Genomic DNA, 25,693 nt, shown 5'->3' with positions numbered 1-25,693 from the left:
AGCCCGATCATGTCTCGTTCCGAAACGCTGTTTGCCAATGCCCAGAAACACATCCCCGGTGGCGTGAATTCGCCTGTTCGCGCGTTCAAAAGCGTTGGCGGCACGCCGTTGTTCTTCAAGCATGCGCAAGGCGCCTACGTCACTGACGAAGACAACAAGCGCTACGTGGATTACGTCGGTTCGTGGGGGCCGATGATCCTCGGCCACAGCCATCCGGATGTACTGGACGCGGTACGCAAACAGCTCGAGCACGGGCTGTCTTATGGTGCGCCGACCGAAATGGAAACCCAGATGGCCGATCTGGTGTGCTCGCTCGTACCGTCGATGGAAATGGTGCGTATGGTCAGCTCCGGCACCGAGGCGACCATGAGCGCAATTCGCCTGGCACGTGGTTTCACCGGTCGCGACAGCATCATCAAATTCGAAGGCTGCTACCACGGCCACTCCGACAGCTTGCTGGTTAAAGCAGGCTCCGGCGCGCTGACTCAAGGCGTGCCAAGTTCGGCTGGCGTACCGGCGGCGTTCGCCAAGCACACCCTGACGTTGCCCTTCAACGACATCGCCGCCGTAGACGCCATGCTCGCCGAAGTCGGCCAGGAAGTAGCGTGCATCATCGTTGAACCCGTGGCCGGCAACATGAATTGCGTACCGCCTGCACCGGGTTTCCTCGAAGGCCTGCGGACCTTGTGTGACAAGCACGGCGTGGTGCTGATTTTCGACGAAGTGATGACCGGTTTCCGCGTGGCACTCGGCGGCGCGCAAGCGCATTACGGCGTGACACCCGACCTGACCACTTTCGGCAAAATCATCGGCGGCGGGATGCCGGTCGGCTGCTTCGGCGGCAAGCGCGAAATCATGTCGCACATTGCGCCACTGGGCCCGGTTTATCAGGCTGGGACCTTGTCGGGTAACCCGTTGGCGATGGCTGCCGGCCTCACAACCCTGCGCCTGATCAGCCGTCCGGGCTTCCATAAAGAGCTGAGCGACTACACCACTCGCCTGCTCGACGGCCTGCAACAGCGCGCCGATGCCGCCGGCATTCCCTTCGTGACGACTCAAGCGGGCGGCATGTTCGGCCTGTACTTCAGCGGTGCCGACGACATCGTTACATTCGATGACGTCATGGCCAGCGACGCGAAGCTGTTCGGTCGCTTCTTCCACCTGATGCTTGAAGGTGGCGTGTACCTGGCGCCAAGCGCATTCGAAGCAGGTTTCACCTCTATCGCCCACGGCGATGCAGAGTTGAAACTGACATTGGACGCTGCCGAGCGCGCCTTCGCCGCATTGAAATAACGCCGGGCCGCTGACGTTGGCGATTGCCAGTGTCAGCTTTTACCTACATGTGCATTGTTTTTCCTGCGTGTCTGCCAAAAATCGCCCCAAAGTGGGCGATATATTCCCCGCGCAGCAGAAAAACGAGTAAAGACTTTGTAAGGTTGGCCCTGCTTATTTCATAATGCGCGCTTATTGGATCCCTCTATGGGTCCGCGCGCCCTTCAGAGGTAAGTCGATTCCCATGAACCGCACCGGCCGCGCCCTTGCATTGGGCTGCCTGTTGCTCCTTCAGCCCTTGCTCGCACAAGCAGGCGGCAACTCGTTGTTAATCCCAGCGATGGGTCGCTGCACCCTCAATACTCAGCCGCAAGATTCGGCGCAGGCACTTGCCGCCTGCCAGAAAGCGTCGGATGAGGGAGATGCGCAAGCGCAATACGAGTTGGGTGAGTTCTATTACGACGGCAAAAATACGCCGCGTGACCTCAATCAGGCACTGGCCTATTTTGAAAAAGCATCGTTACAAGGCCATGCCCAGGCGCAATTCAAACTCGGCACCATGTTCTTCCACGGCGAAGGCGTGCCGGCCAATAACGTTCAGGCGTATATCGTGCTGAAAATGGCGGCGGTCAATGGCGCTGAAGATGCGCTGGACACGGCGGATGAAGTCGCCGAAAAAATGCCCCGTGAAGAACTCGAGGTAGCGACCCAGGTACTCGGGCAAATTTTCCGCAAATACCTGATGGAGCTGCAAAGCGCCGATGGGCGTACGCCATTTGCGCCACTTCCCTGATCCAATCCCTGCGCATTGAAAAGATTTGTGGCGAGGGGATTTATCCCCGTTGGGCTGCAGAGCAGCCCCTGTAACGTTCTTTCAGGCAAGTCGCGTTCGCCGGCTTCACGACACTGCTGGGCAGCCGAACGGGGATAAATCCCCTCGCCACAATAAAGGCGCCTTTCTACTTCTCGGGCATTGGCATCGGGAACGGCATGACATTGCCGACCGCGCCACGGGCTTCGCTGATTTTCGGTGTGCCGAGGCGCTCCACCTCGTCGATGCGCACAATCGAATGCATCGGCACAAAACTGCGCACTACACCTTCGAACTGAGCCTTGAGCTTCTCTTCGCTCGGATCGACGACCACTTGCGTGCGCTCGCCAAAGACGAACTCTTCAACTTCCAGGAAGCCCCACAGATCACTTTGATAGATCTGCTTGGCATACATTTCGTACACCTGGCCCTGGTTGAGGAAAATCACCTTGTAGATTGGGGCTTCACGTTTGGTCATGGTGGGCGGGCAACACATTGGGGATAAAAATGAGGGCGCGAACTATAGCATAGCCACCGGACGCACAGCGGTAGGAACCTTGGCACATGTTCCCTATAATGCGCGGTTCTTTGAATCACGTGATGAATCTATCCATGGCCAAGAAGCTTTACATCGAAACCCACGGTTGCCAGATGAACGAGTACGACAGCTCGCGCATGGTCGATCTGCTGGGTGAACATCAGGCCCTGGAAGTCACCGCCCGCGCTGAAGACGCCGACGTGATCCTGCTCAACACTTGCTCCATCCGCGAGCGCGCCCAAGACCGGGTGTATTCCCAGCTAGGCCGCTGGCGTGAACTGAAACTCGCCAACCCGGACATGGTGATTGCCGTCGGTGGTTGCGTAGCCAGCCAGGAAGGCGCGGCCATTCGTGATCGCGCCCCTTACGTCGACGTAGTATTCGGGCCCCAGACCTTGCATCGCTTGCCTGAAATGATTGACGCCGCACGCGCCACCAAGCTGCCGCAGGTCGACGTCTCGTTCCCGGAAATCGAAAAATTCGACCACTTGCCCGAGCCGCGTATCGACGGCCCTAGCGCGTATGTTTCGGTCATGGAAGGCTGCAGCAAGTACTGCACTTTCTGCGTGGTGCCTTATACACGCGGCGAGGAAGTCAGCCGTCCGTTTGATGACGTGATAGCCGAAATCATGCACCTTGCCGAAAATGGCGTTCGTGAAGTGACCCTGCTGGGCCAGAACGTCAATGGTTACCGCGGCACCACTCACGATGGTCGCCTGGCGGACCTCGCCGAATTGATTCGTGTGGTTGCTGCGGTGGATGGCATCGATCGAATTCGCTACACCACGTCACACCCGCTGGAATTCTCCGACAGCCTGATCCAGGCTCACGCGGATGTTCCTGAACTGGTGAAACACCTGCATTTGCCGGTGCAGTCCGGATCAGACCGCATCCTTTCGGCGATGAAACGCAACCACACGGCGCTGGAGTACAAATCCAAGCTGCGCAAATTGCGCGCCGCCGTGCCAGGCATTTGCATCAGTTCAGACTTCATCGTGGGCTTCCCCGGCGAAACCGAAAAAGACTTCGAACAGACCATGAAGCTGATCGAGGACGTGGGCTTCGACTTCTCGTATTCGTTCGTTTATAGCCAGCGCCCGGGCACTCCGGCCGCCGACCTTGCGGACGAGACACCGGAAGCACTGAAAAAAGAACGCCTGAACGCGCTGCAACACCGTTTGAACCAGCAAGGGTTTGAGATCAGCCGACAAATGGTCGGTTCGACGCAACGGATCCTGGTGACCGATTACTCGAAAAAAGACCCCGGCGAGCTGCAGGGCCGCACCGAGAATAATCGTATCGTCAACTTCCGCTGCGACAATCCAACATTGATCGGTCAGTTTGCCGACGTGCACATCGACGCCGCACAGCCGCACTCGCTGCGGGGCTCGTTGATCCAGTAACACCTTTTTGTGGTGAGGGGATTCATCCCCGCTGGGCTGCGTAGCAGCCCCAAAAAACAGGACTGCTACGCAGCCCAGCGGGTATGAATCCCCTCGCCACAGTTAAAGCGTCAAATTTTGGCTTCCATTTAAGAGCTTTCGCACCCGCGTCACTGGCGTTATCCTTGATTTCATCTTAATTGCCCCAGGGCGGCTAAATACGACCTTGAACGCACCCATCGAACCACATCGTTTTATCCTCGAGCCCTTTGAGGCTCGCCGCTTCGCCAATCTGTGCGGGCAATTCGACGAGCATTTACGCTTGATCGAACAGCGCCTGACCATCGAGATCCGCAATCGCGGAAACCAGTTCGAACTGATCGGCGAACCCAAGCACACCACTTCCGCGGAAAACCTGATCCGCCGCCTGTACCGGGAAACCAAAGGTTCAGAGCTGTCGCCGGATACGGTTCACCTGTTCCTGCAGGAGTCGGCCGTCGAAGAGATGGACAACATTTCGCCAGGCGAACCCTCCGTAGCGTTGCGCACCAAGAAAGGCATGATTCGCCCTCGCGGCTTGAATCAACTGCGCTACGTGAAGGAAATTCTCGGCAACGACATCAATTTCGGCATCGGCCCGGCCGGTACCGGCAAGACCTATCTGGCCGTTGCCTGCGCGGTAGACGCGCTGGAGCGCGAACAGATTCGCCGCATCCTGCTGGTGCGCCCGGCAGTTGAAGCGGGTGAAAAACTCGGCTTCCTGCCCGGTGACCTGTCACAGAAAATCGATCCGTACTTGCGTCCGCTTTATGACGCGCTCTACGAAATGCTCGGTTTCGAGTATGTCGCCAAGCTGATCGAACGCCAGGTTATCGAAGTGGCGCCACTGGCCTACATGCGCGGGCGTACGCTCAATAACAGCTTCATTATTCTCGATGAAAGCCAGAACACTACCGTCGAGCAGATGAAGATGTTCCTGACCCGAATCGGTTTCGGCTCTACGGCGGTCATCACCGGTGACATAACCCAGGTCGACCTGCCAAAAGGCACCAAGTCGGGCCTGCATCATGTGATCGAAGTGCTCAAAGACGTCCCGGGCATCAGCTTCACCCACTTCAAGCCCAAAGACGTTGTGCGCCATCCGCTGGTGCAACGCATCGTCGAAGCCTACGAGCGTTTCGAAAATCGCGTGGCAGACGAAGCGCCAAAGGATAGCCGCCGCGATGCTTGAGCTTGATCTGCAACGGGCAACCGAAGCGTCCAGCCCAGACGAAGCCGAGTTCCGCCAATGGTGCGAACTGGCCCTGCGCCAGCGAACCGCCGACTCCGAGATGACCATTCGCTTGGTCGACGAGGCAGAAGGCCGCGAGCTGAACCGCACTTGGCGACAAAAAGACTACGCAACCAACGTGCTGTCGTTTCCTGCCGACGTGCCTGACGAGTTCCTGGATATCCCGTTGCTGGGCGATCTGGTGATTTGTGTGGCGGTGGTCGAGCGCGAAGCAGCAGAGCAAGGCAAGGAACTCAAGGCGCATTGGGCGCATCTGGTTATTCACGGCTGCTTGCATCTGCTTGGTTACGACCATATAGATGACGACGAAGCTGAAGAAATGGAAGCACTGGAACGAACGTTGCTTGCAGAGCTGGGCTATCCCGATCCGTACGCGGACGACGAATTAGAAACATCCCCTATCGTTACAACAAAGGATTCAGAGTAATCGCTATGAGCGAAGATCGATCGAGCAACGGGCAGAAGTCATGGCTGGGTAAGCTCACCCAGGCTTTTGCCCACGAGCCGAAGAACCGCCAGGAGCTGCTTGAGCTGCTGCGCGATGCACACCAAAACAAGTTACTGGACAGCGAAGCGCTGGCCATCGTCGAAGGCGCTATTCAGGTTGCAGACCTGCAAGTACGGGACATCATGGTTCCGCGCTCGCAGATGATCAGCATCAAGGCGACCCAGACACCTCGTGAGTTTTTGCCGGCCGTGGTCGACTCGGCCCACTCGCGCTACCCGGTTGTCGGCGAAAGCCACGATGACGTGATGGGCGTGTTGCTGGCCAAGGACTTGCTGCCGTTGATCCTCAAGGAGAACGGCGACAGCTTCAACATCAAGGACCTGCTGCGCCCGGCCACTTTCGTGCCGGAGTCCAAGCGCCTGAATGTGTTGTTGCGTGAATTTCGCGCCAATCACAACCACATGGCCATCGTCATCGATGAATACGGTGGTGTTGCGGGGCTGGTCACGATTGAGGACGTGCTTGAACAAATCGTCGGCGACATCGAAGACGAGCATGACGTCGAAGAAGACAGCTACATCAAGCCGCTGCCTAGCGGTGACTTTCTGATCAAGGCGCTGACGCCGATCGAAAACTTCAATGAGTTTTTCGACAGCGAATTTTCCGACGACGAGTTCGACACTGTCGGCGGCTTGGTGATGAGCGCGTTCGGGCACCTGCCAAAACGCAATGAAATCACTGAAATCGGCCCTTATCGCTTCCGCATCCTGAACGCCGACAGCCGTCGGATTCATTTGCTGCGCCTGACTCCAATTGCCCGCTAAGGATTGAAATGCTTCGTCTGACCGCCCCCGGCTGGCCCGGTAACCTGCTGGCCGTGGCGGCCGGTGCACTCACCACCCTTGCATTGGCGCCGTTTGATATCTGGCCGCTGGCACTGCTGGCGGTTGGTTTCTTCTACGCCGGTTTGCGTGAGTTAAGTCCTCGCCAGGCGATGGGACGTGGCTGGTGTTTCGGGTTCGGCCTGTTCGGCGCAGGCACCAGTTGGATCTACTACAGCATTCACCACTTTGGCGGCGCTTCTGTACTGTTGGCCGGCTTATTGATGCTGGCCTTCACTGCGGCCATTGCCTGGTTTTTCGCGCTGCCCGCCTGGCTCTGGGCACGCTGGTTGCGCCGCAATGAAGCGCCATTGGCCGACGCCTTGGCATTTGCCGCGTTATGGGTCGGACAAGAAGCATTTCGCGGCTGGTTCCTCACCGGTTTTCCCTGGCTTTATTCCGGTTACAGCCAGCTCAATGGGCCACTGGCCGGACTCGCTCCCGTCGGCGGCATGTGGCTGATCTCCTTCACCCTCGCTTTGACGGCAGCGCTTATCTACAACGCTTTGCGACTGGTACGTACGAGGCGTAAAGGCTTTGTCGCTGCGGGTGCTGTATTGCTGGCCGGCCCCTGGATCGCCGGCATGGCGCTCAAGGAGCATGCATGGACCAGCCCATCGGGCGCACCGCTGACTGTCGCAGCCATTCAGGGCAATGTCGAACAGAGCATGAAGTGGGACCCGGCGCAGTTGAACGCACAACTGGCGCTGTACCGAGACATGAGCTTCAGCTCCAAGCGGGCCGACCTGTTGATCTGGCCAGAAACCGCAGTGCCAGTGCTCAAGGAGTCCGCCGAGGGCTACCTGACCATGATGGGCAACTTCGCCGCAGAACGTAAATCTGCGCTGATTACCGGCGTACCGATTCGCCAGGAAGTGCGCCATGAAAAACGCTTTTTCAACGGCATAACTGTCGTCGGCGAAGGCGATGGTACTTACCTGAAACAAAAACTGGTGCCGTTTGGCGAATACGTGCCGTTGCAGGATTTACTGCGCGGACTGATTGCGTTCTTCGACCTGCCGATGTCTGACTTTGCGCGCGGCCCTGCCGATCAACCGCTGCTGCAAGCCAAGGGCTATCAGATTGCACCGTTCATTTGCTATGAAGTGGTGTACCCGGATTTCGCCGCCAGCCTCTCGGCGCGCAGCGATTTGCTGTTGACCATCAGCAACGACACCTGGTTCGGCACCTCGATCGGCCCGTTGCAGCACCTGCAGATGGCCCAGATGCGCGCACTTGAAGCCGGCCGCTGGATGATCCGTGCGACCAACAATGGTGTCAGCGGCTTGATCAATCCCTTCGGTCAGATCACCGCCCAGATTCCGCAATTTGAGCGGGGCATTCTTTATGGCGAAGTGGTGCCAATGCACAACCTCACGCCTTATCTTGAATGGCGCTCATGGCCGCTGACCATTGTTTGCTTGCTGTTGTTTGGCTGGGCATTGATCGCCAGCCGGATGGCCAAGACTGTCTGATACTGGCGGGCTTTCGTGGATTTATCTCCGTTGGGCTAAGCAGCAGACCGAAAATGGGCCTGCCGCACAGTCCAACGGGGATAAACCCCCTCGCCACAGGTTATCGGTAAAACATCAAGTACCCGATCTGCCCCACCGCTTCATTCAACAACTGCCCGCTCTGCCAGATTGATTTGAATTCCGGCATCCAGCCGCCCAGCGGTCGCGCATTGTCTACGCCCAGAAACCCGACGGGCGCCGGCACCACTTCAAATCCTGCCTGCCGGAAACTCCAGACCGCTCTCGGCATATGCCAGGCTTGAGTGACTACCACCACACGTTTGACGCCTTCCGGCAATAACGCTTGCGCGCTGAACTGGGCGTTCTCCCAGGTTGTGCGGCTACGGCCTTCCTGCCACCGCACGGTGACGCCAAAATCATCACGCATTGAATCGGCCATCAACTGCGCTTCGCTGGGCGGCGTGCCGTAATGCAAACCGCCGCTGGTCAAGATTGGCAAACCTGACGCCTTGGCCAACCGTGCCGCATAGCGCTCACGCTCCAGCCCCACGCCGGTCGGCTGATCAGCACCCCAGGCGAGATCGCCGCGTTCGCGGCCCGAGCCTAATACCACGATCGCATCTGCGCGCTGACTCAATGTTGCCCATTCGTCGAGGGCCAAGGGTGGTTCACGCTCAAGCATATGGGCGCTCCATTGCACGACGACAGGCAGGCTCATCAGCCAAAACCCACCCAGCCCTATGGCGAAGCACAACCCCGCAAGACGCGGCCGTGTGCGGCGCAGCCACCAGGCAAGCGCCAGCAACAGCAGAAGAATGCCGGGAGGCAAAAGAAGTTGTTTCACGAAATATCGAAAAGGCATCGAGCATCTCCAGAAGATGCTCGAAGCCTAAGTGGCTTGATGCAATGCGACAACTAATGTGAGAAGGCTATGCTTGCCTGGAACTATTGTTTCGAAAAACCTGACAATTGCCCAGGTGCCCTTACTTGAATTGCAAAGAACGAACCTTGACCGTATCCCTGCCGGGTTCCTTGTCCTTGAGCCAGATAATCTTGGCCGAACGTGGCGTGTCGAGTTGCATCACTGCTTGCGACAAACATCCCTGTGTTTCACGTTCACTGCGGTCCAGATAGGCTTTTACCAGCGCGAACTCTGCGGGGCTCAAGCCACGCAGTTCCAGTTCCATGGGGCGCTCATCGCGCAGCCGGTCAGCGGTTTTTGCAGCGTCCAGGGCCATGCCCAGACGATCTATCAGTCTTTCGTACAGCTCCGGTTTTGTGACTTTTTGCCGTGACTCGACCATCCCTCACCTCATTGAAGATAAGACTCACTCCCCATTTAGAGCTTAGCTTCCATCAACAAACCGGCTGAGCGCTGCGACCAACGGCCCTCGGCGCGCAATCAGGGTTTCCCTCGGTAGAGTGCCGTCATGTATGCTACGGCGCTTCCTGTAACTCCACTTCCAGCTCGTCTGGACAGCGAAACGCCGATTTGGCGTGATCACCGTCCAGCGTCGCACCGAAGAGGATTAGGCCACCCCTATTCAGTTCAAAAGTAGCCATGCACGAACAATATCAGCCCCGTGAAATCGAAGCCGCCGCCCAGTCGTTCTGGGATGAGCAAAAGTCCTTTGAAGTAAGTGAACAGCCAGGCAAGGAGACTTTCTATTGCCTATCGATGTTCCCTTACCCCAGCGGCAAGCTACACATGGGGCATGTGCGCAACTACACCATCGGCGACGTGATCTCCCGCTACCAGCGCATGCTGGGCAAGAACGTCCTGCAACCCATGGGTTGGGACGCCTTCGGCATGCCGGCAGAAAACGCCGCGATGAAGAACAACGTAGCGCCCGCCAAATGGACCTACGAAAACATTGCCTACATGAAAACCCAGCTGCGCAGTTTGGGTCTTGCAGTGGATTGGTCCCGCGAAATCACCACCTGCAAACCCGATTACTACCGCTGGGAACAATGGCTGTTCACTCGCCTGTTCGAAAAAGGCGTGATCTACCGTAAAAACGGCACCGTGAACTGGGACCCGGTCGACCAGACCGTACTGGCCAACGAGCAAGTGATCGACGGCCGCGGCTGGCGCTCCGGCGCGCTGATCGAAAAGCGCGAAATCCCGATGTACTACTTCAAGATCACCGCGTACGCGGATGAGCTGCTGTCGAGCCTCGACGACCTGCCGGGCTGGCCTGAACAGGTCAAGACCATGCAGCGCAACTGGATCGGCAAGTCACGCGGCATGGAAGTGCAGTTCCCGTACAACGTGGACTCCATCGGCGAAGCCGGCGTACTGAAAGTCTTCACCACACGCCCGGACACCCTGATGGGTGCGACCTACGTCGCCGTAGCTGCGGAACATCCACTGGCTGCCTTGGCTGCACAAAACAATCCTGAGCTGCAGGCGTTCATCGCTGAATGCAAGGGCGGCAGCGTCGCTGAAGCCGACGTCGCCACTCAAGAGAAAAAAGGCCTGCCAACGCCGTTGTTCGTCGAGCACCCGCTGACCGGTGAAAAGCTCCCGGTGTGGGTCGCCAACTACGTACTGATGCATTACGGCGACGGCGCGGTAATGGCTGTCCCGGCGCACGACGAGCGCGATTTCGAGTTCGCCACCAAGTACAACCTGCCAATCAAATCCGTGGTGCGCACCAGCGCAGGCGACACCAATCCCACGCCATGGCAGGACGCTTACAACGAGCACGGCACGCTGATCAACTCCGGCGAGTTCGACGGCCTCGACTTCGAAGGCGCTTTCGATGCCATGGAAGTTGCCCTGATCAAGAAGAACCTCGGTGCTTCGCGCACCCAGTTCCGCCTGCGTGACTGGGGCATCAGTCGTCAGCGCTACTGGGGTTGCCCGATCCCGATCATTCACTGCGATGCCTGCGGCGATGTGCCGGTACCGGAAGATCAACTGCCCGTGGTGTTGCCGGAAGACGTCGTGCCCGATGGCGCAGGTTCACCGCTGGCGCGCATGCCCGAGTTCTACGAGTGCAGTTGCCCTAAATGCGGCGCACCGGCCAAACGCGAAACCGACACCATGGACACTTTCGTCGAGTCGTCGTGGTATTACGCCCGTTACGCCTCACCGCACTACGAAGGCGGCCTGGTGGAAAAATCGGCGGCCGATCATTGGTTGCCGGTGGATCAATACATCGGCGGCATCGAACACGCGATTCTTCACCTGCTCTACGCGCGCTTCTTCCACAAGCTGATGCGTGACGAAGGCTTGGTGAGCTCCAACGAGCCGTTCAAGAACCTGCTGACCCAAGGCATGGTGATCGCCGAGACGTACTATCGTCGCGAAGCCAACGGTGCTTACACCTGGTTCAATCCGGCGGACGTCGAGCTCGTGCGTGACAGCAAGGCCAAGGTCATCAGCGCCAAGCTCATCGCAGACGGCCTGCCGGTTGAAATCGGCGGCACCGAGAAGATGGCCAAGTCCAAGAACAATGGTGTCGACCCACAGTCGATGATCGACCAGTTCGGCGCAGACACCTGCCGCCTGTTCATGATGTTTGCATCACCGCCTGACATGAGCGCGGAATGGTCCGACTCCGGCGTTGAAGGTTCGCATCGCTTCCTCAAGCGCGTCTGGCGCCTGGCGCACGCCCATGTAAGCCAGGGTTTGCCAGGCAAACTTGACGTAGCAAGCCTGAGCGATGAGCAGAAGACTATTCGCCGCAGCACCCACCTGGCCATCAGACAAGCCAGCCAGGATGTCGGCCAGCACCACAAATTCAACACGGCCATCGCCCAGGTGATGACACTGATGAACGTGCTGGAAAAAGCCCCGCAAGGCACCGAACAGGATCGCGCATTGATTCACGAAGGCCTGGAAACGGTCACCTTGCTGCTGGCTCCGATCACGCCGCACATCAGCCACGACCTGTGGAATCGCCTGGGTCACGCCGACCCGGTGATCGACGCTGGCTGGCCGGTGCTGGACGAGAGCGCTCTGGTGCAAGACAACCTGCAACTGGTTATTCAGGTTAACGGCAAGCTGCGCGGGCACATCGAAATGCCGGCCAGCGCCACCCGCGAAGACGTTGAAGCCGCCGCTCGGGCCAATGAAAACGTGCTGCGCTTTGTCGACGGCCTGACTATTCGAAAAGTGATTGTAGTGCCCGGGAAACTGGTCAATATCGTCGCCAGCTAATTGGATCAGGCGCCGGGTGAGCCTGGCGCCGAGTAAAACCTTTCGGGCCGCACGATCGGCCCACATGGTTTCAAGGGGAGCAACAAGATGATCAAACGCAATTTGCTGGTGATGGGCCTCGCAGTTCTGTTGAGCGCCTGCGGTTTCCAGCTACGCGGCACCGGCACCAACGAACTGGCGATCAAGGAGCTCGACCTGAGCGCGCGCAACGCCTACGGCGAAACCGTGACGCAATTGCGTCAGGTGCTGGAAGGCAGCGGCGTCAAGGTTTACTCGGGTGCGCCGTACAAACTGGTGCTGACCGATGAGCAGGAAAGCCAGCGCATCCTCAGTTACGCAGGTGCTGGCCGTACAGGTGAGTACCAGGTGACCACGGTGCTGAGCTACGACATTCGCGGCGAACGTGATTCGTCCCTGATTACCGATAAGCTCGAAGTGCAGAAAATCTTCATCCACGACGGCAACAACCTCGTGGGCTCCGATCAGGAAGCTTCAACTGCCCGCGCAGAAACCCGTCGTGAGCTGATTCAACGCATGATGCTGCGCCTGCAACAACTCACCCCGGCTCAACTGGAAGAGTTGCAGCAGCAAGCGAATGATCGTGCCAAGGCCGAAGCCGACGCATTGAAAGCAGCGCAGAAGGCTGAAGCCGAAACTCCGCGCCAGTCGCCCATTGAAATTCCGCAGCAATAAGACTTGCGGGGCGCCAAAGCGCCCCGCTCGCCCTCACTTATGAAACTCGCCCCCGCGCAACTCGCCAAACACCTGCAAGGTGCCCTCGCCCCTGTCTATATCATCAGTGGCGATGATCCGTTGCTGTGTCAGGAAGCCGCTGATGCGATTCGTGCCGCCGCCCGTCAACAGGGTTTCGATGAGCGCCAGGTCTTCGCCGCCGACGCCAGTTTCGACTGGGGAACGCTGCTGCAGGCCGGTGCGAGCATGTCGTTGTTTGCTGAAAAGCGTCTTCTGGAACTGCGCCTGCCTTCGGGCAAGCCCGGCGACAAAGGCGCCGCCGCATTCATCGAGTACTGCTCGCGGCCCGCCGAAGACACGGTGCTGCTGATCAGCTTGCCCAAGCTCGATGGCAGCGCGCAAAAAACCAAGTGGGGCAAGGCGCTGGTCGAGGGCGCACAGACCCAGTTCGTACAAATCTGGCCAGTGGATGCCAACCAGTTACCAAGCTGGATTCGCCAACGCCTGTCCCAGGCTGGGCTTTCTGCCAGCCAGGACGCTGTCGAACTGATTGCTGCGCGGGTCGAGGGCAACCTGCTGGCTGCCGCCCAGGAAATAGAAAAGCTCAAACTGATGGCCGACAGCGGCCAGATCACCGTTGAAACCGTGCAGGCGGCAGTTGCTGACAGCGCACGTTTCGATGTTTTTGGCCTGACCGATGCGATCCTCAACGGTGAAGCAGCCCATGCTTTACGCATGCTCGAGGGATTGCGCGGTGAAGGTGTCGAGCCGCCGGTCATCCTCTGGGCCCTGGCCCGGGAACTGCGTCTGTTGGCCAACCTCTCGTTGCAATACAGCCAGGGCGTGCCATTGGATAAAGCGTTCAGTTCTGCCCGGCCACCGGTCTGGGACAAACGCAAACCCTTGATGAGCAAAGCCCTGCAACGTTATTCCGCACAACGTTGGGCGCAGTTATTGCTGGAAGCACAACGTATCGACGCACAAATCAAAGGTCAGGCAGCGGGTTCACCGTGGATGAGTTTGAGTCGGTTGTCGTTGTTGATGGCGGGGCAAAGGTTGTCGTTGCCTGCCGAGTAACAGCGAAACTTCCTACACAATGCCGGGTCTAGACAGAACCCCAACTTCGGCAGATTATTCCCCGCGCAAAACCCACTCGACTGAGAGACTTGATCATGAGCAAAAAGCCATCAAAAAATGGCCCGAACAAAGCCAAATCCATCATCGCCCAGCCACTGTTCCGCAGCCGCCAAGAACCCGCCGGCAAGGGCAAAGGCAGCTACCGCCGCGAAGCCTTCCAGTCTAATAGCTGGGAGGCTTCTTACTTTCTGGCTGCTTAAAGCAGAACACCCCTTCGACATGTTAAGGTCTGCATCTGATTCGTATTCCCTGGACCCGTGCATGCCCCTTTGTATTTCCCGTCGTTGGCACCTGCGCCAAGTGATTGCTGCCTCCAGCCTTATTCTGCTTGTCGCCTGCGCGGAAAAACCAACCGCTGCGGACGCTCAACCGCTTCAGACCGCTCCCGTATCTACCGCTCCTGCCGTGATTGCGCCCGTGGTGCCCACTGGTGAGAACCTCGACATCCAGCCGACACAGACCTTTGCTGAATGGCAGGCGGGTTTTCGCAAAGATGCATTGGCCGCGGGCATTCGCGCCGATGTATTTGATCGCGCATTCGCCAATGTCAGCCTAGATCCCAGCGTGATCCGCGCCGACCGCAGCCAACCGGAGTTCTCGCGCCCGGTGTGGGAATACCTTGACGGTGCGCTGTCGCCCCTGCGGGTGCGCAAGGGTCAGGCGTTGCTGAGCCAGTACGCCGACATTCTGCAAAGCATCGAACAGCGTTATGGCGTCGACCGTCAGGCGCTGGTATCGGTGTGGGGCATGGAGAGCAATTTCGGCCAGTTCCAGGGCAGCAAGTCGGTTATCAACTCTCTGGCCACCTTGGCTTATGAAGGGCGGCGCCCGGGCTTTGCTCATGCGCAATTGATCGCTGCGCTGCAGATTCTGCAACAGGGTGATATCGAACCCGAAAAAATGCTCGGTTCCTGGGCTGGCGCAATGGGCCAGACCCAGTTCATCCCGACCACCTACAACACCCATGCAGTGGACTTCGATGGCGACGGTCGCCGCGACATCTGGGGCAGTCCTGCCGATGCATTGGCCTCGACCGCGCACTACCTGCAAAGCTCGGGCTGGCAAAAAGGCCAGCCTTGGGGCTTCGAAGTGCAATTACCCGGCAGCTTCAACTATGTGTTGGCCGACGGTACCCTTCGCAAGAGTGTTGCCGAATGGTTGCAGTTGGGCGTATCCCTGCCTGTCGGCGTATCGGTCCCCGCCGGCTCTGAACACCTGTCAGCCGCTCTCTTGCTGCCGGCGGGTTACCGTGGCCCGGCGTTCCTGGTCCTCGATAACTTCCGCGCGATTCTCAAGTACAACAACTCGTCGTCCTACGCTCTGGCCGTGGGTTTGCTGTCCGAGCGCTTCAGTGGCGGCGGCTTGATCAGCGGCACGTGGCCCAAAGATGACTTGCCTTTGACCCGTACCGAAAGGATCGAACTGCAAAGTTTGTTAAGCGCCCAGAACTACGATGCCGGCACGCCCGATGGAATCATCGGCGCCAATACGCGCAAGGCGATTCGCACCGCGCAACAGTCTTTTGGCTGGCCAGCGGATGGGTATCCGACGCACAAACTGCTGGAAGGCCTGCGTAACCGCTGAAGCTCGCGAGCACGCCTCGTTCCTGCGGGAGCGAGGCTATTAGCCTCTGAGCACTACGTCCTGCTCCAGCACCAGCTGCTTGTTCCCCGCGTCCAGACGCACCAGCGCGCCCATCGGCAACGTCAGGTTGGGGTCACAGTGTCCACTGCGCCACCCCGTCAGCACCGGAATATGCAACGATTCAAAGGTCTGCTTGAGCAAGCGCTCCAAGGCTGCCGTATCGACGCCAGCCACATCGCCCACCAGAACCCCGCGCAACTTGCCCAGCGTTCCAGCCAATCGCAGATGCGTCAGCAATCGGTCTATACGATACAGCGGCTCGTTAACGTCCTCGATAAACAGGATGACGCCCTCGGCATCGAGTTCGTAAGGCGTACCCATGGTGGCGGCGATCATTGAAAGATTGCCACCCAGCAAACGCCCGTGAGCCACACCAGACTCAACGGTGGTCAACGGGTGAGCCGCCGGATGAGCCAGCACGCTACCAGCTTGTAACTGGCCTCTGAGCATATTGAAGAACGAAGACTCAGTCGGTGCCTGCCGAACACCCAGCAAATCGGCGTTAAGCAGTGGCCCATGAAAGGTTACGAAACCGGCATAGCGGCTGATAGCCACGTGCAGGGCCGTGATGTCGCTGTAGCCAATGAACGGCTTGGCGTTGTTTCGCAGCAGTTCGAAATCGATTCGATCAAGCAACCGCGGTGTGCCGTAGCCGCCACGCAAACAAATGATCGCATCGACCTCGGTATCGGCAAACGCCGCGTGCAAGTCATCCAGTCGTACGTCGTCGCTACCCGCCAGGTAGCCATCTTTCTTGAACACGCCGGGGAAAATTTTCAGCGAATAACCGCGAGCACGCATCCAGGTACGCGCCTTTTCGGTATCCAGTGCTGCCGGGCCGGCAGGTGCGATCACGCCGATCAGCCCTTCAGATGGCAGGGCCGGCACCGCAGCGTGAGGCATAAGGGTATGGGTGGGTCTAACGGTCATCCATGAATCTCCCTGCGCGAAAACGTCAAGCACACAGTAGTCAGGAACGGGGGCGTAAAAAACCCGCAGGGTGAGGTACCTGCGGGCTTTTTGGATCAGGACGACATCAATTCGGCTTTTACCAGCTTCGCCTGCTCATCGGCGTGATACGAGGACCGTACCAGCGGGCCGGAAGCAACGTTCTTGAAGCCCATCTTGTAGCCTTCCTCAGCGAACCAGGCGAAGGTGTCCGGGTGCACGAAACGTTGTACCGGCAAGTGGCTGCGCGAAGGCTGCAGGTACTGGCCGAGTGTCAGCATGTCGATGTCGTGCTCGCGCATGCGCTTCATGACTTCGATGACTTCTTCGTCGGTTTCGCCCAAACCGAGCATCAGGCCGGACTTGGTAGGAATGTGCGGCATCATCTGCTTGAAGCGTTGCAGCAGTGTCAACGACCACTGGTAATCCGAACCCGGACGCGCGGCTTTGTACAGGCGCGGTACGGTCTCAAGGTTGTGGTTGAACACATCCGGCGGCTCGGCTGCCGTAATTTCCAATGCAACGTCCATACGTCCACGGTAGTCGGGGACCAGTGTTTCGAGTTGCACATTTGGCGACAGCTTGCGGATCTCTCGGATGCAGTCGGCAAAGTGCTGGGCACCGCCGTCACGCAAGTCGTCGCGGTCAACAGAAGTGATCACGACGTACTTCAGTTTCAGATCGGCAATGGCAATGGCCAGGCTTTCTGGTTCGTTGACGTCGAGTGGTTTCGGACGACCGTGGCCAACATCACAGAACGGGCAACGACGGGTGCAAATGTCACCCATGATCATGAAGGTCGCGGTGCCGCCGGAGAAGCACTCGCCCAGGTTCGGGCAGGACGCTTCTTCGCAGACGCTGTGCAACTTGTGTTTGCGCAGCAGGGCCTTGATACGGTCGACTTCCGGGGAAACCGGGATACGCACGCGAATCCAGTCGGGTTTCTTTGGCAGTTCGGTGGTCGGAATGATCTTTACCGGGATGCGTGCAACCTTCTCGGCGCCGCGCAGCTTGACGCCGGCTTCAACCTTCGCACGCGGGGCCGGGCGCTCGGTGACATCCAGCGTCGGGATCATGGTTTGCACTGCATCAGTAGTCATATCAGTCGATTCCGCCCGTTAGGGTCGTCTGCTCAGCATAGTCGAGGTGTTTGACGAGCTGCGCGCGCAGCCGGGCACTTACCTCGGCAAATTCAATCGATCCTGCATGATCGCTTAGCTGGGTCATCGCCAGCCCGGCATAGCCGCAGGGATTAATCCGTCGAAACGGTTCCAGGTTCATGTCCACGTTCAAGGCCAGGCCATGAAAGGAACAACCGTGGCGGATCCGCAGACCCAAAGAAGCGATTTTCGCCCCGTCTACGTAAACGCCTGGGGCATCCGGTTTGGCGGCAGCTGTCACACCGTAGCTTGCCATCAACTCGATCAGGCAATGCTCCATGCGAGTGACCAGGTCACGCACGCCGAACCCAAGCTTGCGTACGTCGAGCATCAGGTAGGCCACCAACTGGCCGGGGCCGTGATAAGTCACCTGACCACCGCGATCAACCTGCACCACAGGGATGTCCCCCGGCAGCAGCAAGTGCTCGGCTTTGCCGGCCTGGCCCTGGGTGAACACCGGAAGGTGCTCGACCAGCCAGATCTCGTCTGCGGCATCACTGCCGCGTTCGTTGGTGAAGCGCTGCATGGCATGCCAGACAGGCTCATAAGCCATCTGGCCGAGCTCGCGAAAGCCGAGCGTGCCAGGCATCACAGCACCATGTGCACGAAGCCGGTGGCCCGCAGTTCGCTGTTGATGTTGTACAGCTGATCCTGATCGGTGGCGACAATGTGCAACTGAATCGTGGTGTATTTGCCGTTGGTGCTTTGGCGCTCGTCCACGCGATCATGATTGATGGTCGCGTGTTTCTTGACGATTTCGATGATCTTGTCTTTGTTGCCTACACCGGTATCGCTGATCACCTTAACCGGGTAATCAACGTTGGGGAATTCGATCTTTGGCGCCTTTACTTCTGTGTCTGTCATGGCGTAACGGCCTCGTATGCGTAAGCCGTGGCAACGAACATAGCCCCGCTCCGAATGGAAACAGGGCCATGCAGGTCCACACTAAATCAGTTGAACAAGCCGTAGAAGAATAGACGGATGCTATCCCACATGCGACGGAAGATACCACCCTCGTCAACCGCGTCCAGAGCGATCAGATCAGCACTGTGAACGACTTTGTCGTCCAGCTTCACTTCAACTTTACCGATCACATCGCCCTTGGCGATTGGCGCAACCAATTGTGGGTTCATGGTCATGCTGGCGGCGAGCTTTTTCAGCTGGCCCTTCGGCAGGGTCATGGTCAGGTCGTCAGCCAGGCCGGCCTTGACTTGATTGGTGGTGCCTTTCCAGACAGGAGCCTGAGCCAACTCGGCGCCTTTCTGATAGAAGGTCTGTGTTTCGAAGAAGCGGAAGCCATATGTCAGCAGCTTCTGGGTTTCCGACGCACGGGCTACTTCACTGTTAGTACCGAACACCACGGCAATCAGGCGCATGCCGTCACGTACTGCCGAAGACACCATGCAGTAGCCTGCTTCTTCGGTATGACCGGTTTTCAGACCATCAACTGTCTTGTCGCGCCACAGCAGCAAGTTGCGGTTAGGTTGCTTGATGCCATTCCAGAAGAACTCTTTCTGCGAATAGATCGCGTAGTGAGCCGGGTCTTCGTGGATGATAGCGCGAGCCAGGATTGCCATGTCATGAGCGGTCGAATAGTGCTCAGGGTTTGGCAACCCGGTCGGGTTCATGAAGTGGCTGTTGGTCATGCCCAGGTCGCCGGCAGTCTTGTTCATCATGTCGGCGAACGCGTCTTCGCTACCGGCGATGTGCTCGGAAAGCGCAACGCTGGCGTCGTTACCCGACTGAATGATGATGCCGTGCAGCAGATCGCTGACCGTTACCTGCGAGCCGACCTTGATGAACATCCGTGAACCGCCGGTGCGCCAGGCGTTCTCGCTGACGGTTACCGGATCGTTCTCGCCGATCTGGCCACGACGAATTTCCAGGGTCGCGATGTACGCGGTCATCAGCTTGGTCAGACTGGCGGGAGGCAGACGCTGATCACCGTTGTTCTCTACCAGCACGTTGCCGCTGCTGGCGTCCATGAGCACATAGGATTTAGCGGCCAGTTGTGGTGGCGACGGCATCATCTCGACCGCGAAAGCGGCTGGCGAGATGAGCAGCGGGACTAGCAGGCACAGGCGTTTGGCAAAGGTGGTGATGTTCATCCGTCTCTCGAAATCGCTAATGGAAACTTACCCCTGAGGGCAAAACTATTCAGACAGCCTTCTAACGGGCCATCGCGTGTTCAGTTGCTCACTCTGTCACCCTTTCCGGGCTTTTGTTCTTCACGAGCCAACAACAAGGTCCACCCCCCAAATCGCAAGCGAACCGTCAATCAAGTACTACGTATTACTCGGCAGTGACCAGGCTCGGCGAACCGAGATTGGCCATTCGCACACTATTTTGCACTTGCTGGATTTCACCCTGCGAACCGATTGGCCCCAGGCGAACCCGATGCAGTGTCTGTTGGTTGCGCACGATCGAGCTGATGAACACCGGAGCGCTCACCATCCCGCTGAGCTTCGATCTCAGGAGCTCTGCAGCGTCCGGGTTGGCGAACGCGCCCACCTGCAGATACTGGCCAGAGGCTGGTACAGAAGCGTTTTTTTTTGCACTGATCGGCACTGGTACCGTGTCAGAGGCGTGCTGCTGTGGCGGTGGCGTCCATTGCTCGACCGTCCCCGCCGACGCGGTAATGGTCGGCGCGGTATTTTGCGCTACTTGAGGCTCATTGAGCATCAGAGGCGCCGGACGGCCCTTGGCAGCCCACCACGTTTGCGGATCGATACCTTCCACCTTGACCCGGGCCGTACCGATTTCGGCGTAACCGAGCTTTTTGGCTGCGGCGTAAGACAAATCGATAATACGATCCGAGTAGAACGGTCCGCGATCGTTAACTCGCAATATCACGCTCTTGTTATTGTCCAGGTTAGTCACCCGAACGTAACTTGGCAGTGGCAATGTCTTGTGGGCGGCGCTCATGCCATACAGGTCGTAGACCTCGCCATTGGCTGTGTTCTGACCGTGAAACTTGGTCCCATACCACGACGCCGTGCCGGAGGCGACGTAGGTCTTGGAGTCCTGCAACGGGAAGTAAGTCTTGCCGAGCACAGTGTACGGGTTGGCTTTATAAGGACCTGTGTGCAAGGTCGGCGTGGCATCAGGAATACGCGATACATCGACGTCCCACCACGGCGCGCCATCTTTATGCGCACGGTTGATGTCCAGCCCCGGCGTGGACCGAACGGCAGTCGACGACTTTTGCGACGGCGCGCGGCTGGTCGAACAACTGGCGACCAACACCGCCAACGCGGCGAAAGCCATGAGCTTCAGGGGTTTACTAATAGGCAATGCCCGCATTACTTGACGCCCCGTGCTTGTACCAGCTGTTCAGACAGTTGATGTACCGCCATGGCGTACATCACGCTGCGGTTATAACGCGTGATTGCGTAAAAATTCTTCAAGCCCATCCAGTATTCGGGGCCATTGTCACCTTCCAGGCGGAAAGCGGTGACCGGCATATCATCGCGCAGCGCATCATGACTCGACCAGCCCAACGCCCGCAACTCCCCGACGGTTTTCGTCGGCTCGATGCCGGTGGTCAAACCTTCGTCGACCTGATCGCCACGAACGTCTGCCCGGCTAACCACGGGTTCACCGGCAACCCAACCATGACGCTTGAAATAACTGGCAACGCTGCCGATGGCATCGTCCGGGTTGGTCCAGATATTGATGTGGCCATCACCGTCAAAATCCACGGCATATGCCCGAAAACTGCTGGGCATGAACTGCGGCAAGCCCATGGCACCCGCATATGACCCTTTAAGGGTCAACGGGTCGACCTGCTCCTCACGTGCCAGCAGCAAAAACTCTCGCAATTCCTTGCGGAAGAATTCAGCTCGCGGAGGATAGTCGAAACCGAGCGTCGACAGTGCGTCGATCACCCGATAATTACCTGTATTGCGCCCGAAAAAGGTCTCAACGCCGATGATCGATACGATCACTTGGGCCGGCACACCATATTCCTGCTCGGCACGGGCCAGTACGGCTTCATGCTGGCGCCAGAAGTCCACACCGCGAGCGATGCGCGCATCGCTGATGAACATCGGGCGGTATTCGCTCCATTGCTTGACCCGTTCTGCGGGTTTCGAGATAGCGTCCAGAATCGACTGCTTGCGCTCGGCCTCGCGGAACACAGCCATCAGTTGCTCACCGGCGAAACCGTAGTCGCGGGTCATTTCACCGACGAATTCGGCCACTTGCGGTGAGCCTTCGTAATCGCCGGCCAATGCTTCCTGCATTGTGCCAAGGATGCTTACCAGGCCGACCCACGGCGCGTATCGAGTCGCCCAGCCACGCATTACTTGCATTGAAATCTTCACCTTATTCAAACCTGTGCGATCCACTTACGATGGGTATGGATCGACATCAAAACCCCAAACGCTGACAGCAGCGTCACCAGCGAAGTTCCTCCATAGCTAATGAACGGCAATGGCACCCCTACAACCGGTAACAGGCCACTGACCATACCGATGTTGACGAAAACGTAAACAAAAAACGTCATGGTCAGGCTGCCCGCGAGCAATTTACCGAACAATGTCTGGGCCTGAGCGGTAATCACCAACCCACGACCGATCAATAACAGGTAAATCAACAGCAGCGCACAAATACCCACCAGGCCGAATTCTTCGCCCAGTACCGCAATAATGAAGTCGGTGTGGCTTTCCGGCAGGAAGTCCAGGTGCGACTGGGTACCCAGCAGCCAGCCCTTGCCGAATACGCCACCAGAACCAATGGCTGCTTTGGACTGAATGATGTTCCAGCCAGTGCCGAGCGGATCGCTCTCTGGGTCAAGGAACGTCAGGATTCGCTGCTTCTGGTAGTCGTGCATGATGAAAAACCACATCGCTATGGCCACTGGCACCGCAGCAGCCAGCACGCTGAGGATCCAGCGCCAGCGCAGCCCACCCATGAACAATACAAACGCGCCGCCCGCGAGAATCAGCAACGAAGTGCCGAGGTCAGGCTGACGCACAATAAGGATGAAGGGCAACCCAATCAGGAACAGGCTGACGCCCACATGCTTGAGTTGCGGCGGCAACGTGCGTTTGGACAAATACCAGGCGATGGTGGCTGGCATCAGGATCTTCATGAATTCCGAAGGCTGGAAACGGATGACCCCGGGAATGTTGATCCAGCGTGTCGCGCCCATGGCGTTGTGGCCCATGACGTCAACCACCACCAGCAACAGCACACCCAGCACGTAACCCACCGGCACCCAACGCGCCATGAAGCGCGGTTCGAACTGGGCGATGACGACCATCGACACCAGGCCGATGCCAAACGAGGTGGCTTGTTTGGCCAGCAGGTCCCAACTCTTGCCACTGGCCGAATACAGCACAAACAAACTGCCGGCAGCGAGGGTCAGCAGCAAAATCAACAGCGGGCCGTCGATGTGCATGCGTTGCAACAGCGTCGCGCGGCGACGCATCACATCCTCGCTGGAAAGGATGCGATCGAAATTACTCTTCACGGGCCGTAGCCTCCGCACTGATAGGGCTGGCGTACTCGGCTTTCAGACGACCGTCCTGATCCAGGAGCCAGGCGTCCATGATTTGACGTACTACAGGCGCCGCAACGCCAGAACCGGATTCGCCGTTCTCGACCATCACCGACACCACGATTTTCGGGTTATCGGCTGGCGCAAATCCTACGAACAACGCGTGGTCGCGGTGACGCTCCTGAACCTTGGAGCGGTCGTACTTCTCACCTTGCTTGATCGCAACCACCTGCGCCGTGCCGCTTTTACCGGCAATGCGAAATTGCGCACCGATAGCTGCCTTGCGCGCCGTACCGCGAGCGCCGTGCATCACTTGCTGCATGCCATGGTTAACCTTGGTCCAGTCGGACGGGTCACGCAGGATGATGTCCGGCATCGGATTTTCATCCTTCGGCCGCTCGCCTTCGACAGTCTTGGCCAGGTGCGGACGATTCCAAACGCCTTTGTTGGCCACCAGCGCCGTGGCTTGGGCCAATTGCAGCGGCGTGGATTGCATGTAGCCCTGACCAATCCCAAGAATCAGTGTTTCGCCCGGGAACCAGGCCTGGCGACGGGTAGCACGCTTCCATTCACGGGACGGCATCAACCCGGGAGACTCTTCGAACATGTCCAGCGAGACCTTCTGGCCAATGCCGAACTTGCCCAGATACGTCGACAACCGATCAATCCCCAGCTTGTGAGCCAGGTCATAAAAGTAGGTGTCGTTGGATCGCATTATCGCGGTGTCCAGGTCTACGTAACCATCGCCAGTGCGGTTCCAGTTACGATATTTGTGATCGTAATTGGGCAGCATGTAGTAACCCGGATCGAAAACCCGGGTGGATGCGGTGACCACGCCCGAGTCCAGTCCGGCAATGGCGACTGCAGGCTTGATGGTCGAACCTGGCGGGTACAAACCGCGCAACACGCGGTTAAACAACGGCCGGTCGATGGAATCACGCAGTTCGGCGTAAGCCTTGAAGCTGATGCCGGTAACGAACAGGTTGGGATCGAAACTTGGCTGACTGACCATAGCCAGTACTTCACCGGTGTTTGGGTCCAGCGCCACCACCGCACCACGACGTCCGCCGAGTGCCGCTTCGGCGGCTTCCTGCAATTTGATGTCCAGGCTCAGGACGATGTCCTTGCCGGGAATCGGATCGGTACGCTTGAGCACCCGCAATACGCGGCCTCGAGCGTTGGTTTCGACTTCCTCGTAACCCACCTGCCCGTGCAGCTCCGGCTCGTAAAAACGCTCGATGCCGGTCTTGCCGATGTGGTGGGTGCCGCTGTAATTGACCGGATCAAGCGACTTCAGCTCTTTCTCGTTGATGCGGCCCATGTAACCCACCGAGTGCGCAAAATGCGCGCCCTGAGGGTAATGACGCACCAATTGCGCGACCACTTCCACACCCGGCAAGCGGAACTGGTTTACCGCGATCCGGGCGATTTGCTCTTCGCTAAGCTCGAACAGGATCGGCACAGGCTCGAACGGCCGTCGCCCCTGCTTCATGCGTTTCTCGAAAATCGCCCGGTCTTCTGGCGTCAGCTCAAGCACTTCAATGATCACGTCGAGCACTTGCTGCCAGTCGCCGGAGCGCTCACGGGTCATGCTCAGGCTGAAGCTTGGCCGGTTATCGGCCACCACCACGCCATTGCGGTCGAAGATCAGGCCTCGAGTCGGCGGGATCGGCTGCACATGAACGCGGTTATTTTCCGACAGGGTCGAGTGATACTCGTACTGGATCACCTGCAGGAAATACAGACGCGCGATCAACACACAAATCAGCACCACCACCGCAATTGCCCCGAACACGACGCGGCCACGCACCAGACGGGCGTCTTTTTCGTGGTCCTTGATGCGGATCGGCTGGGACATGAGGGCAGAACTACTTGTGGTAAGGGTGACCGGACAACACTGTCCAGGCACGATACAGCTGTTCGCCGATCAGGATCCGCACCAGCGGGTGCGGCAACGTCAACGGCGATAACGACCAACGCTGATCGGCCCGTGCACAGACTTCCGGCGCCAGCCCTTCGGGGCCGCCGACCATGAAATTCACTGTGCGCGAGTCCAGCCGCCAGCGATCTAGCTCTACCGCCAGTTGCTCGGTGCTCCAGGGCTTGCCATGGACTTCGAGAGTAACCACGCGCTCATTCGGCCCGACCTTGGCCAGCATGGCCTCGCCTTCCTGACGGATGAAACGAGCCACGTCGGCATTCTTGCCCCGGGTATTGAGCGGTATTTCCACCAGTTCCAGCGCCAGCTCGGAAGGAAGACGCTTGGCATATTCATGCCAGCCTTCTTCCACCCATTTGGGCATGCGTGAACCGACGGCGATCAGTCGCAGTCGCACAGCGAA

25 protein-coding genes are annotated in these 25,693 nt (G+C 58.4%); 12 read left to right on the top strand and 13 right to left on the bottom strand.

The window, feature by feature from the left end; all coding sequences use genetic code 11:
* Window positions 1-9 precede the first annotated feature (9 nt).
* The gene (gene hemL, locus ACQR3R_RS26425; protein WP_428276921.1) at window positions 10-1,293 is read left to right on the top strand and encodes a glutamate-1-semialdehyde 2,1-aminomutase; all 1,284 of its coding nucleotides are present in this window, start codon (window positions 10-12) and stop codon (window positions 1,291-1,293) included.
* Window positions 1,294-1,516: 223 nt separating this feature from the next.
* Window positions 1,517-2,065: a tetratricopeptide repeat protein gene (locus ACQR3R_RS26420; RefSeq protein WP_428276919.1), complete on the top strand. Its 549-nt coding sequence runs from the start codon at window positions 1,517-1,519 to the stop codon at window positions 2,063-2,065.
* A gap of 166 nt (window positions 2,066-2,231) precedes the next feature.
* Here the strand turns inward: ACQR3R_RS26420 and ACQR3R_RS26415 are convergent, their stop codons facing one another.
* On the bottom strand, window positions 2,232-2,561 hold the full coding sequence (locus ACQR3R_RS26415) for a DUF1820 family protein (protein WP_007894425.1): 330 nt from the start codon (window positions 2,559-2,561) through the stop codon (window positions 2,232-2,234).
* A 134-nt stretch (window positions 2,562-2,695) separates the two neighbouring features.
* Between ACQR3R_RS26415 and miaB the strand changes: the two genes are divergently transcribed.
* The 5 genes from miaB to lnt all read left to right on the top strand — a co-directional run bounded on the left by miaB (window position 2,696) and on the right by lnt (window position 8,098).
* Entirely contained in the window at window positions 2,696-4,024 is a 1,329-nt protein-coding gene (gene miaB / locus ACQR3R_RS26410) for a tRNA (N6-isopentenyl adenosine(37)-C2)-methylthiotransferase MiaB (protein ID WP_428276916.1), read from the top strand.
* A 205-nt stretch (window positions 4,025-4,229) separates the two neighbouring features.
* Window positions 4,230-5,234 carry a PhoH family protein gene (locus ACQR3R_RS26405; protein WP_428276914.1) on the top strand — a complete coding sequence of 335 codons (1,005 nt, stop codon included), beginning with the start codon at window positions 4,230-4,232 and terminating at the stop codon, window positions 5,232-5,234.
* On the top strand, window positions 5,227-5,721 hold the full coding sequence (gene ybeY / locus ACQR3R_RS26400; RefSeq protein WP_428276912.1) for an rRNA maturation RNase YbeY: 495 nt from the start codon (window positions 5,227-5,229) through the stop codon (window positions 5,719-5,721). The genes ACQR3R_RS26405 and ybeY overlap by 8 nt, the downstream gene beginning before the upstream one ends.
* Window positions 5,722-5,726: 5 nt before the next feature.
* Window positions 5,727-6,566 (top strand): transporter associated domain-containing protein, encoded by an 840-nt coding sequence (locus ACQR3R_RS26395; RefSeq protein ID WP_428276910.1) that lies wholly within the window; start codon window positions 5,727-5,729, stop codon window positions 6,564-6,566.
* An 8-nt stretch (window positions 6,567-6,574) separates the two neighbouring features.
* Complete coding sequence (gene lnt / locus ACQR3R_RS26390) at window positions 6,575-8,098, top strand: apolipoprotein N-acyltransferase (protein WP_428276908.1); 1,524 nt, start codon at window positions 6,575-6,577, stop codon at window positions 8,096-8,098.
* A 100-nt stretch (window positions 8,099-8,198) separates the two neighbouring features.
* Here lnt and ACQR3R_RS26385 read toward each other — a convergent pair whose 3' ends face one another.
* Both ACQR3R_RS26385 and ACQR3R_RS26380 read right to left on the bottom strand, forming a co-directional pair.
* Window positions 8,199-8,960: an ElyC/SanA/YdcF family protein gene (locus ACQR3R_RS26385; RefSeq protein WP_428276906.1), complete on the bottom strand. Its 762-nt coding sequence runs from the start codon at window positions 8,958-8,960 to the stop codon at window positions 8,199-8,201.
* 121 nt (window positions 8,961-9,081) lie between these two features.
* Window positions 9,082-9,402: a hypothetical protein gene (locus ACQR3R_RS26380; protein ID WP_428276904.1), complete on the bottom strand. Its 321-nt coding sequence runs from the start codon at window positions 9,400-9,402 to the stop codon at window positions 9,082-9,084.
* A gap of 257 nt (window positions 9,403-9,659) precedes the next feature.
* On the opposite strand from ACQR3R_RS26380, the gene leuS reads away from it, so the two are divergent.
* The 5 genes from leuS to ACQR3R_RS26355 all read left to right on the top strand — a co-directional run bounded on the left by leuS (window position 9,660) and on the right by ACQR3R_RS26355 (window position 15,680).
* Entirely contained in the window at window positions 9,660-12,266 is a 2,607-nt protein-coding gene (gene leuS / locus ACQR3R_RS26375) for a leucine--tRNA ligase (protein WP_428276902.1), read from the top strand.
* Window positions 12,267-12,353: 87 nt separating this feature from the next.
* Complete coding sequence (gene lptE / locus ACQR3R_RS26370; RefSeq protein ID WP_428276900.1) at window positions 12,354-12,959, top strand: LPS assembly lipoprotein LptE; 606 nt, start codon at window positions 12,354-12,356, stop codon at window positions 12,957-12,959.
* 39 nt (window positions 12,960-12,998) lie between these two features.
* The gene (gene holA, locus ACQR3R_RS26365; protein ID WP_428276898.1) at window positions 12,999-14,036 is read left to right on the top strand and encodes a DNA polymerase III subunit delta; all 1,038 of its coding nucleotides are present in this window, start codon (window positions 12,999-13,001) and stop codon (window positions 14,034-14,036) included.
* Between the two features lie 95 nt (window positions 14,037-14,131).
* Window positions 14,132-14,296 carry an alternative ribosome rescue factor ArfA gene (gene arfA, locus ACQR3R_RS26360; protein WP_008152840.1) on the top strand — a complete coding sequence of 55 codons (165 nt, stop codon included), beginning with the start codon at window positions 14,132-14,134 and terminating at the stop codon, window positions 14,294-14,296.
* A gap of 61 nt (window positions 14,297-14,357) precedes the next feature.
* Complete coding sequence (locus ACQR3R_RS26355) at window positions 14,358-15,680, top strand: lytic murein transglycosylase (RefSeq protein ID WP_428276895.1); 1,323 nt, start codon at window positions 14,358-14,360, stop codon at window positions 15,678-15,680.
* Between the two features lie 39 nt (window positions 15,681-15,719).
* On the opposite strand, the gene ACQR3R_RS26350 is transcribed toward ACQR3R_RS26355, so the two are convergent.
* The 10 genes from ACQR3R_RS26350 to rlmH form a co-directional block, all read right to left on the bottom strand.
* The gene (locus ACQR3R_RS26350) at window positions 15,720-16,670 is read right to left on the bottom strand and encodes an LD-carboxypeptidase (protein WP_428276893.1); all 951 of its coding nucleotides are present in this window, start codon (window positions 16,668-16,670) and stop codon (window positions 15,720-15,722) included.
* Between the two features lie 95 nt (window positions 16,671-16,765).
* A complete protein-coding gene (gene lipA, locus ACQR3R_RS26345) occupies window positions 16,766-17,788 on the bottom strand; it encodes a lipoyl synthase (protein WP_007946663.1) in 1,023 nt (340 codons plus the stop codon).
* Between the two features lies 1 nt (window position 17,789).
* Complete coding sequence (gene lipB, locus ACQR3R_RS26340) at window positions 17,790-18,437, bottom strand: lipoyl(octanoyl) transferase LipB (RefSeq protein WP_428276890.1); 648 nt, start codon at window positions 18,435-18,437, stop codon at window positions 17,790-17,792.
* Window positions 18,437-18,712 (bottom strand): DUF493 domain-containing protein, encoded by a 276-nt coding sequence (locus tag ACQR3R_RS26335; RefSeq protein WP_003215438.1) that lies wholly within the window; start codon window positions 18,710-18,712, stop codon window positions 18,437-18,439. Before ACQR3R_RS26335 ends, lipB begins: the two co-directional genes overlap by 1 nt.
* Window positions 18,713-18,798: 86 nt before the next feature.
* Window positions 18,799-19,956, bottom strand: coding sequence for a serine hydrolase (locus ACQR3R_RS26330; RefSeq protein ID WP_428276888.1), 1,158 nt, complete (start codon window positions 19,954-19,956; stop codon window positions 18,799-18,801).
* Between the two features lie 184 nt (window positions 19,957-20,140).
* A complete protein-coding gene (locus tag ACQR3R_RS26325) occupies window positions 20,141-21,151 on the bottom strand; it encodes a septal ring lytic transglycosylase RlpA family protein (protein WP_428276886.1) in 1,011 nt (336 codons plus the stop codon).
* Entirely contained in the window at window positions 21,151-22,161 is a 1,011-nt protein-coding gene (gene mltB / locus ACQR3R_RS26320) for a lytic murein transglycosylase B (protein WP_428276884.1), read from the bottom strand. The genes ACQR3R_RS26325 and mltB overlap by 1 nt, the downstream gene beginning before the upstream one ends.
* Before the next feature lie 17 nt (window positions 22,162-22,178).
* The gene (gene rodA, locus ACQR3R_RS26315; protein ID WP_428276882.1) at window positions 22,179-23,324 is read right to left on the bottom strand and encodes a rod shape-determining protein RodA; all 1,146 of its coding nucleotides are present in this window, start codon (window positions 23,322-23,324) and stop codon (window positions 22,179-22,181) included.
* Window positions 23,314-25,209, bottom strand: coding sequence for a penicillin-binding protein 2 (mrdA, locus tag ACQR3R_RS26310; protein ID WP_428276880.1), 1,896 nt, complete (start codon window positions 25,207-25,209; stop codon window positions 23,314-23,316). The genes rodA and mrdA overlap by 11 nt, the downstream gene beginning before the upstream one ends.
* A 10-nt stretch (window positions 25,210-25,219) precedes the next feature.
* A complete protein-coding gene (gene rlmH, locus ACQR3R_RS26305; RefSeq protein ID WP_007937439.1) occupies window positions 25,220-25,687 on the bottom strand; it encodes a 23S rRNA (pseudouridine(1915)-N(3))-methyltransferase RlmH in 468 nt (155 codons plus the stop codon).
* Between the last annotated feature and the right edge of the window lie 6 nt (window positions 25,688-25,693).

Origin of the sequence: Gordonia sp. IEGM753 (assembly GCF_050321825.1) — a bacterium.
GTDB lineage: Bacteria > Pseudomonadota > Gammaproteobacteria > Pseudomonadales > Pseudomonadaceae > Aquipseudomonas.
This window is presented reverse-complemented; position numbering and strand designations above follow the sequence as displayed.

Coding starts and splice junctions, on each gene's coding strand:
- hemL (WP_428276921.1), top strand. CDS start 10: ATGTCTCGTTCCGAAACGCTGTTTGCCAATGCCCAGAAACACATCCCC.
- ACQR3R_RS26420 (WP_428276919.1), top strand. CDS start 1,517: ATGAACCGCACCGGCCGCGCCCTTGCATTGGGCTGCCTGTTGCTCCTT.
- ACQR3R_RS26415 (WP_007894425.1), bottom strand. CDS start 2,561: ATGACCAAACGTGAAGCCCCAATCTACAAGGTGATTTTCCTCAACCAG.
- miaB (WP_428276916.1), top strand. CDS start 2,696: ATGGCCAAGAAGCTTTACATCGAAACCCACGGTTGCCAGATGAACGAG.
- ybeY (WP_428276912.1), top strand. CDS start 5,227: ATGCTTGAGCTTGATCTGCAACGGGCAACCGAAGCGTCCAGCCCAGAC.
- ACQR3R_RS26395 (WP_428276910.1), top strand. CDS start 5,727: ATGAGCGAAGATCGATCGAGCAACGGGCAGAAGTCATGGCTGGGTAAG.
- lnt (WP_428276908.1), top strand. CDS start 6,575: ATGCTTCGTCTGACCGCCCCCGGCTGGCCCGGTAACCTGCTGGCCGTG.
- ACQR3R_RS26385 (WP_428276906.1), bottom strand. CDS start 8,960: ATGCCTTTTCGATATTTCGTGAAACAACTTCTTTTGCCTCCCGGCATT.
- ACQR3R_RS26380 (WP_428276904.1), bottom strand. CDS start 9,402: ATGGTCGAGTCACGGCAAAAAGTCACAAAACCGGAGCTGTACGAAAGA.
- leuS (WP_428276902.1), top strand. CDS start 9,660: ATGCACGAACAATATCAGCCCCGTGAAATCGAAGCCGCCGCCCAGTCG.
- lptE (WP_428276900.1), top strand. CDS start 12,354: ATGATCAAACGCAATTTGCTGGTGATGGGCCTCGCAGTTCTGTTGAGC.
- holA (WP_428276898.1), top strand. CDS start 12,999: ATGAAACTCGCCCCCGCGCAACTCGCCAAACACCTGCAAGGTGCCCTC.
- arfA (WP_008152840.1), top strand. CDS start 14,132: ATGAGCAAAAAGCCATCAAAAAATGGCCCGAACAAAGCCAAATCCATC.
- ACQR3R_RS26355 (WP_428276895.1), top strand. CDS start 14,358: ATGCCCCTTTGTATTTCCCGTCGTTGGCACCTGCGCCAAGTGATTGCT.
- ACQR3R_RS26350 (WP_428276893.1), bottom strand. CDS start 16,670: ATGACCGTTAGACCCACCCATACCCTTATGCCTCACGCTGCGGTGCCG.
- lipA (WP_007946663.1), bottom strand. CDS start 17,788: ATGACTACTGATGCAGTGCAAACCATGATCCCGACGCTGGATGTCACC.
- lipB (WP_428276890.1), bottom strand. CDS start 18,437: ATGCCTGGCACGCTCGGCTTTCGCGAGCTCGGCCAGATGGCTTATGAG.
- ACQR3R_RS26335 (WP_003215438.1), bottom strand. CDS start 18,712: ATGACAGACACAGAAGTAAAGGCGCCAAAGATCGAATTCCCCAACGTT.
- ACQR3R_RS26330 (WP_428276888.1), bottom strand. CDS start 19,956: ATGAACATCACCACCTTTGCCAAACGCCTGTGCCTGCTAGTCCCGCTG.
- ACQR3R_RS26325 (WP_428276886.1), bottom strand. CDS start 21,151: ATGCGGGCATTGCCTATTAGTAAACCCCTGAAGCTCATGGCTTTCGCC.
- mltB (WP_428276884.1), bottom strand. CDS start 22,161: ATGCAAGTAATGCGTGGCTGGGCGACTCGATACGCGCCGTGGGTCGGC.
- mrdA (WP_428276880.1), bottom strand. CDS start 25,209: ATGTCCCAGCCGATCCGCATCAAGGACCACGAAAAAGACGCCCGTCTG.